This window comes from Anaplasma phagocytophilum, assembly GCF_023476575.1.
GTDB classification, from domain to species: Bacteria; Pseudomonadota; Alphaproteobacteria; order Rickettsiales; family Anaplasmataceae; genus Anaplasma; species Anaplasma phagocytophilum_A.
Genome location: NZ_JAHLEX010000075.1, coordinates 1 through 6,221 on the forward strand (window position 1 = coordinate 1; position 6,221 = coordinate 6,221).

Genomic DNA, 6,221 nt, shown 5'->3' on the forward strand with positions numbered 1-6,221 from the left:
ATAAATTTCGCCATATAACCTCATAAAAGCTTACTTAGGATTAGAATTTGTGACTTTAGTGGTACGGCGCTTTTGTGCCCATAGGTCTCCCTTGGACTATTAATTTTCAGTACATTTTTGTGTGTTGATACTTCTCAGAATGTACAAAACTTTAGGACAGTATATCGTGCTCACCAGTACCAGTGCATTTTTTGCTGTGAGTGTGCCTGGGAATAGCAAGCATTGTGCTCTCTTTCACCATTAGCCTTTACTGCAACGCAAACATCTGCTTATAAGAGCTCTTCACACTATCACGCTCAACCCAGGTATTTACCTTGATACTTCACCTATGTCCGGTAAGAGCCCCATAAAAACAATAGTTATCTACCGGTACATAGTTTATTTCCCAATGCAAAATTTACTGAAAATGTCGTCCAGAATGTCATCACCACTAACAGCTCCTGTAACCCTTCCCAACTCATATGCTGCTATTCTAAGATGCTCTGCTACAATCTCTATAGGCATCTCTTGAGAAACGGCATCCACAGCCTGCAGAGCTTTCTGTAAGTGGCTCCTATGCCTTTGAGAAGTGATAAATACATCTCCTTCCTTGGGAAAACTGTTCCTAGACTTCTCTTGTATTATTGTTAGTAGCTTGCCAATTCCCCTATTTTGATGCACTGATATGAGCTGAAACTTCTTTCCGTCTATATACTTAGATTCAGGTAAATCAACATTATCAGCCTTGCTAAGTACCAAAATAGTTTTTTCATCTTGTAGATCGCATATAGGGTTAATTCCATGCATAGATGTTGTTTCGTAGGGGTACATTACAATTTTAATATCAGCTTGTTCTGCTGCCATTTTTGCACGTTTTATGCCTTCTTGTTCAATTCCATCACAGCTTTCTCTAATGCCTGCTGTATCCAATACTATGTAGGGATATCCCCCAATATCTATGGCAACTTCTAACACATCTCTTGTTGTTCCTGGATGTTCGGACACAATTGCTGCATTTCGCCGTGCTATACTATTGAACAGGGTAGACTTACCCGCATTTGGAGGGCCAAGAATAACAACCCTTACACCACTACGTAATCTTTCTCCTCTATGGCCATCATTAAGGTACTCCCCAAGGACAGAACACAACTTTTCAATGTTACTATATATACCACCCAGCACACGTGAAGAATCAACATCTTCTGGAAAATCTATACAGGCTTCAAGATCCGTGAGGATATCAAGAAGAATACTCCTCCATTGTTTATACTGCTTCTCTAATTTGCCCGTAGACTGAGCCAAAGCTTGTCGTAACTGTGCATCAGTTTCGGCATTAATGAGATCTGCTATTCCCTCAGCTCTAGTAAGGTCTATCTTACCATTTAGATATGCACGTAGGGAGAATTCCCCTGGTTCAGCAATACGAATAAAGGTTTGCAATTCTTCGTATAAGAGACGTATAACGGCTCTACTACCATGAACTTGTAGTTCAACGACGTCTTCCCCTGTAAAACTGCCAGGTTTCGGAAAGTACAAAACAACTGCCTGATCTATTAGTCTACCCTTACTATCGTGTAGGAGCTTACAATGCGCTACTCTGGGACTAATACCATCTTTTACACCCAGCAATCTTAAGGCTTCCATAGAACTCGGCCCCGAGATTCTTATTACTGCCACTCCTGACTTTCCCTGTGCTGTTGACAGGGCAAATATGGTATCTGTCTGACGCTTTACCACTCATTCCTCCGCCTTATAAAATATCGTCATGAACTGACATTCCATTTATCAATAGTACCAAAATAAAATCTCTTTCAAAAAAAATACATGCTCATTGTCTATCCAAGGGGGCTTGCAAGTGAGTTATGCACTTTTCTAACACGGAGTATACTTTTTAAAGAATACTAGAATAACCTGTTCTAAAGAAATTTATTAGATGTAGTAAAAGTAAACTTATTTCAGGAGTACACAACTCTATAAGCTAAGGCAGAAGTGATAGACTCCCCCAGCAAAAGCGGAGATTTCAGGAGAAAGCTGATAACTCAAGCCAGCCTTTAACCTGTAAGCAAGCTTAGGAGTGATGTGACCATCAACAACGCCAACGAAGTTACCACCTAGACCAACACAAGCATAAGGAACAACACCTAAACCTTCACTAAGAAGATCATAACAAGCATTAACCATAACTGAAGTAGAAGAAACCGCCCTAATCTCAACAACTTCTCCACCTTCAATAGTTTTAGCTAGTAACCCAGCCACTATTGTTTTTTCTTCAGGGGTCAGCTCCTTTACTAGATCTTTAGCTACGGCTATGGCGTTACTATTAGGTGCACCTACTACAGGACCACTAGTGCTCTTCCCAGCCTGACCCGTAGGCCAGTTTTTCCCCTCACCTATTCCCGTAAGGCTTACAAACTTATTCAAAGCACCATGTCCTCCCGTCGCGCTTGGGTCACCTAAACCACTGCACTGTGCTGTCCCATCTGCATTGTTGTTCGTTGGTTTCTCAACGTACGTCTTCCCCTTCCCTGTCTCTAGTGCAGCATGACTTCCACTACAAACCTTGGTATCGATGATAGGGTGAGAGATTTCAACAGCCTTAGCAAAGTGAACAATGTCCTTACCTTATCTAATAAGAGAACCCTATACATAAACCAGATATGAAATCCTAGGATTACTAAACAAAACATACCTAGAGACTGCTTTTAGATATTCGGAGGAGCGTAGTTACTTAGTCTCCTCGCATATTAAACTCATTTGTAAACGAGAGACACTACATCATAAGCTAACTCCTTAGCTAGTAGATATACTGTATCTTCCTTCTAATAACACCTGCTGTAATTCTACATGTAGCAGAGATATATAGCTGAAACTATCAAAACTTTGGAATCTGCGTTGCGAATATCTACCTATCTTAATAAGTTCACTCATAACCAAAAAAAGTACACTACGTCCTTACTAGAAACCTTGCTTCTATAACAATAAGTAGATATCTACTAACATTTCCACTGCTCAAAACCATATAAACTTTTATACCCCTAGATACGCATACCGTAGAGCAATAACATACAGAACTGAAACATAGCACAGCATGTTGTAAGAAAAGAATATCGACACAATCCAGCAGACCGCGTCAATAAAATCACACTAGTATGAACTCTTCACTCTGGATCTTCAGGAGAGGCCGGGACCGGAATCGAACCGGTATAAAAGGATTTGCAGTCCTCTGCATAAACCACTCTGCCACCCAGCCTAAATTAGCTATACAGCTTCACTATACTAGAAATTAGAGAGACAGCATCCTTTTCAGATCTCTGGAACGTGTTACGTCCTATAATAGACCCATCACCTCCACCTGCCCTCACAGCGGCTACTTCTTGAAACAAACTTTCATCGTCCTTAGTATCTCCACCAGAGAACACTACCATTCTTCGCTCCGCGAAGCAACACCTCTTAACATACGCAACCCTTTTCGCCAAAGACGATAGCATATCAGGTTCTACATTGTCACGCTCTATACGTGCAGTAGGTAACTTAACCTTGATAATGTGCGCTCCAAGTGAGGCGGCAACGTGCGCTGCATACGATATAATATCCAATGAAGTCTCACCTTCCTTAGATATATCGCCACCGCGTGGATATGACCATACAACAACAGCCAAACCACACATCCTCGCCTCATGTATTAGCTCTTTAATCTCCCTTACCATCGAGAAAAACGACTCCGAGCCTGGATATATGGTTAAGCCTATAGCAACACACCCAAGGCGTAAGGCATCCTTAACTGAGGCAGTAACAACCTGTGCAGGAGGAGTACTTTTAGGAGTTAACGCCGTAGAACCATTGAGCTTCAGTATGGTAGGAATCTGCCCTGCATACATAGCCGCACCACATTCCAACATACCTAAGGGAGCCGCATAGGCACTAAATCCACAATCTCTCGCAAGCCTGTAATGGTAATGCGGATCGCAAGCACTAGGATTTACACCAAAACTGCGCACGGGACCATGCTCAAACCCTTGATCTACTGGCAAAATAAGCAATCTACCCGTACCCGCAAGAGCACCATGCGTCAGCATTCGCACAAGGTTAGTTTTAACACCTGGGTTCTCACTGTCGTAAAAATCTAAAACACTCTTAACCGGTTCACTCAAGCCCATAATGCCACTGCAAATCATACAAAAGACAAATGTACACCCAGCGCTGCGCTGAGTGCTCACTTCCCAATTATAGGGCAGAGATCTCTAATTTCAACAGTGAAATACAATAACACGACAAGATACAGCTCAATATGTTCCTAACACGCTACAGTACAAAACTACCATAACAGCACCATAGCCAGGCATAACACCGTTATAAAGGTTTTTTCCCTAAGCTAGCATAGCCAGTGGATTTTCAATGTAGAATTTAAATCTGTTCAAAAACTTCGCTGCCAACGCTCCATCTATTACCCTATGATCCACCGATAAGGTAACTGACATAACATCCGCAGCAACTACACAATTATCCACAACCACAGGACGCTTCTCAGACTGCCCAACAGACATAATACAGGACTGTGGAGGATTTATTATTGCATAAAACTCCTTGATACAAAACATACCAAGGTTTGAGATTGTCAAACATCCCCCTTGGAACTCATGAGGCAATAGTTTACGGTCCTTAGCACGGGCAACAAGACTCTTCGCCGCTTTAGAAAGCTCAGACAAAGTCATCTTATCAGCACAAGCAATAACCGGAGTTAGCAAACCATCGTCCAAAGCCACAGCAAATGCAATATCCACATTCTTATGGTATACTATTTTATCTCCCGCCCATAAAGCGTTAACCTCCGGAAACTCCCGCGCAGCTAATGCAGTTGCCTTTATCACTAGGTCATTAACAGTAATTTTGATTCCCGAAGCCTCAGCATTGCTATTTATCCTCGACCGTACCTCTAAAAGCTCACCCACCATACAATCTATTGCAAGATAGAAGTGCGGTATATTGCGCTTCGACTCTGCAAGTCGTTCAGATATAACCTTGCGCATGGTACTGACTTTAACAACGCGACTATCCTCTTGTACAGTCGTATCATTAGTGGGTACAGAAGCACCCAGCACATCAACTTTCACTATTCTGCCATATGGCCCAGAACCAGTTATCTTGCTGATATCCACTGACAGCTGAGCAGCCAGCTTCTTCGCCAATGGACTAGCCTTAACTCTATCACTACCAGATGTAGTATGCGCTGTTCCACTCGCCTTGTTAGCAGGACTTTGAGCAACCACATCGCCTGCAGCCTTAGCTGGCGTACCTTGCACCGCTGTCGAAGCAGCTTCGCTTGAAACACTACCTGATATGCCTTCCGCAGAATGTACCATATCCAGCAACTCGGCTTCCTCATCTCCATCCACTTTAATAACAGCAATGCTCTGATTGACAGACACATTTTTGCTACCTTCCTCTTTGAGGATTTTGTACATTACACCAGGTTCATCAGCGTACTCAAACTCTATAACTGCTTTGTCGGTCTCAATATCCGCTATTATATCTCCAGGTTTTACTGCATCTCCGGCATTCTTATGCCACTTCGCTATTGTACCACTCTTCATAGTAGGCGAGAGGGCAGGCATTAAGACCTTCACTGGCATATCGACAACTCAAAATTACATCGTAAATTAGGAACCTCGTTTACAACATAGCAATGTTGGTGTCAATTCAATTGGAACGTAATCCTGGCACATTAGTGATGATACAACGTTGCAATAATGCTTCTACAGACCTTGATAAATCCAGGTTCGAAGCATATATTTGCATATACTCTCTGTATTATAACAAAGCTTACTTCCATGAAGAAACCGCACCAACAACACGATGGTAGAAGCCCCCAGCAAAAGCGGAGATTTCAGGAGAAAGCTGATAACTCAAGCCAGCCTTTAACCTGTAAGCAAGCTTAGGAGTGATGTGACCATCAACAACGCCAACGAAGTTACCACCTAGACCAACACAAGCATAAGGAACAACACCTAAACCTTCACTAAGAAGATCATAACAAGCATTGACCATGACTGAAGTAGAAGAAACCGCCCTAATCTCAACAACCTCACCCCCTTCAATAGTTTTAGCTAGTAATCCAGCTACTATGGTTTTTTCTTCAGGAGTGAGTTCCTTGACTAGGTCTTTCGCTACAGCTGTGGCGTTACTATTAGGTGCACCCATCGTGATAGTGTTGTCGGTCGTACCCACTGCCTGACCCGTAGGCC

At 42.5% G+C, this 6,221-nt stretch carries 4 protein-coding genes, 1 tRNA gene and 1 pseudogene; all 6 read right to left on the bottom strand.

The genetic code is table 11. From position 1 onward, the window contains the following. Positions 1 to 378: 378 nt before the first annotated feature. Entirely contained in the window at positions 379 to 1,716 is a 1,338-nt protein-coding gene (gene mnmE, locus KPX09_RS04005; protein WP_249549103.1) for a tRNA uridine-5-carboxymethylaminomethyl(34) synthesis GTPase MnmE, read from the bottom strand. Positions 1,717 to 1,950: 234 nt separating this feature from the next. Then, positions 1,951 to 2,601: pseudogene (locus KPX09_RS05635) on the bottom strand (P44/Msp2 family outer membrane protein); the annotation flags it as partial. A 556-nt stretch (positions 2,602 to 3,157) separates the two neighbouring features. Beyond that, positions 3,158 to 3,229 (bottom strand) — tRNA-Cys (locus KPX09_RS04015). Positions 3,230 to 3,233: 4 nt separating this feature from the next. Beyond that, positions 3,234 to 4,136: a class I fructose-bisphosphate aldolase gene (locus KPX09_RS04020; RefSeq protein WP_249549104.1), complete on the bottom strand. Its 903-nt coding sequence runs from the start codon at positions 4,134 to 4,136 to the stop codon at positions 3,234 to 3,236. A gap of 210 nt (positions 4,137 to 4,346) precedes the next feature. After that, positions 4,347 to 5,609 (bottom strand): pyruvate dehydrogenase complex dihydrolipoamide acetyltransferase, encoded by a 1,263-nt coding sequence (locus tag KPX09_RS04025; protein ID WP_249549105.1) that lies wholly within the window; start codon positions 5,607 to 5,609, stop codon positions 4,347 to 4,349. Positions 5,610 to 5,799: 190 nt separating this feature from the next. Next, on the bottom strand, positions 5,800 to 6,221 hold a 422-nt coding region (locus KPX09_RS04030), incomplete at its 5' end, for a P44/Msp2 family outer membrane protein (protein ID WP_249549106.1).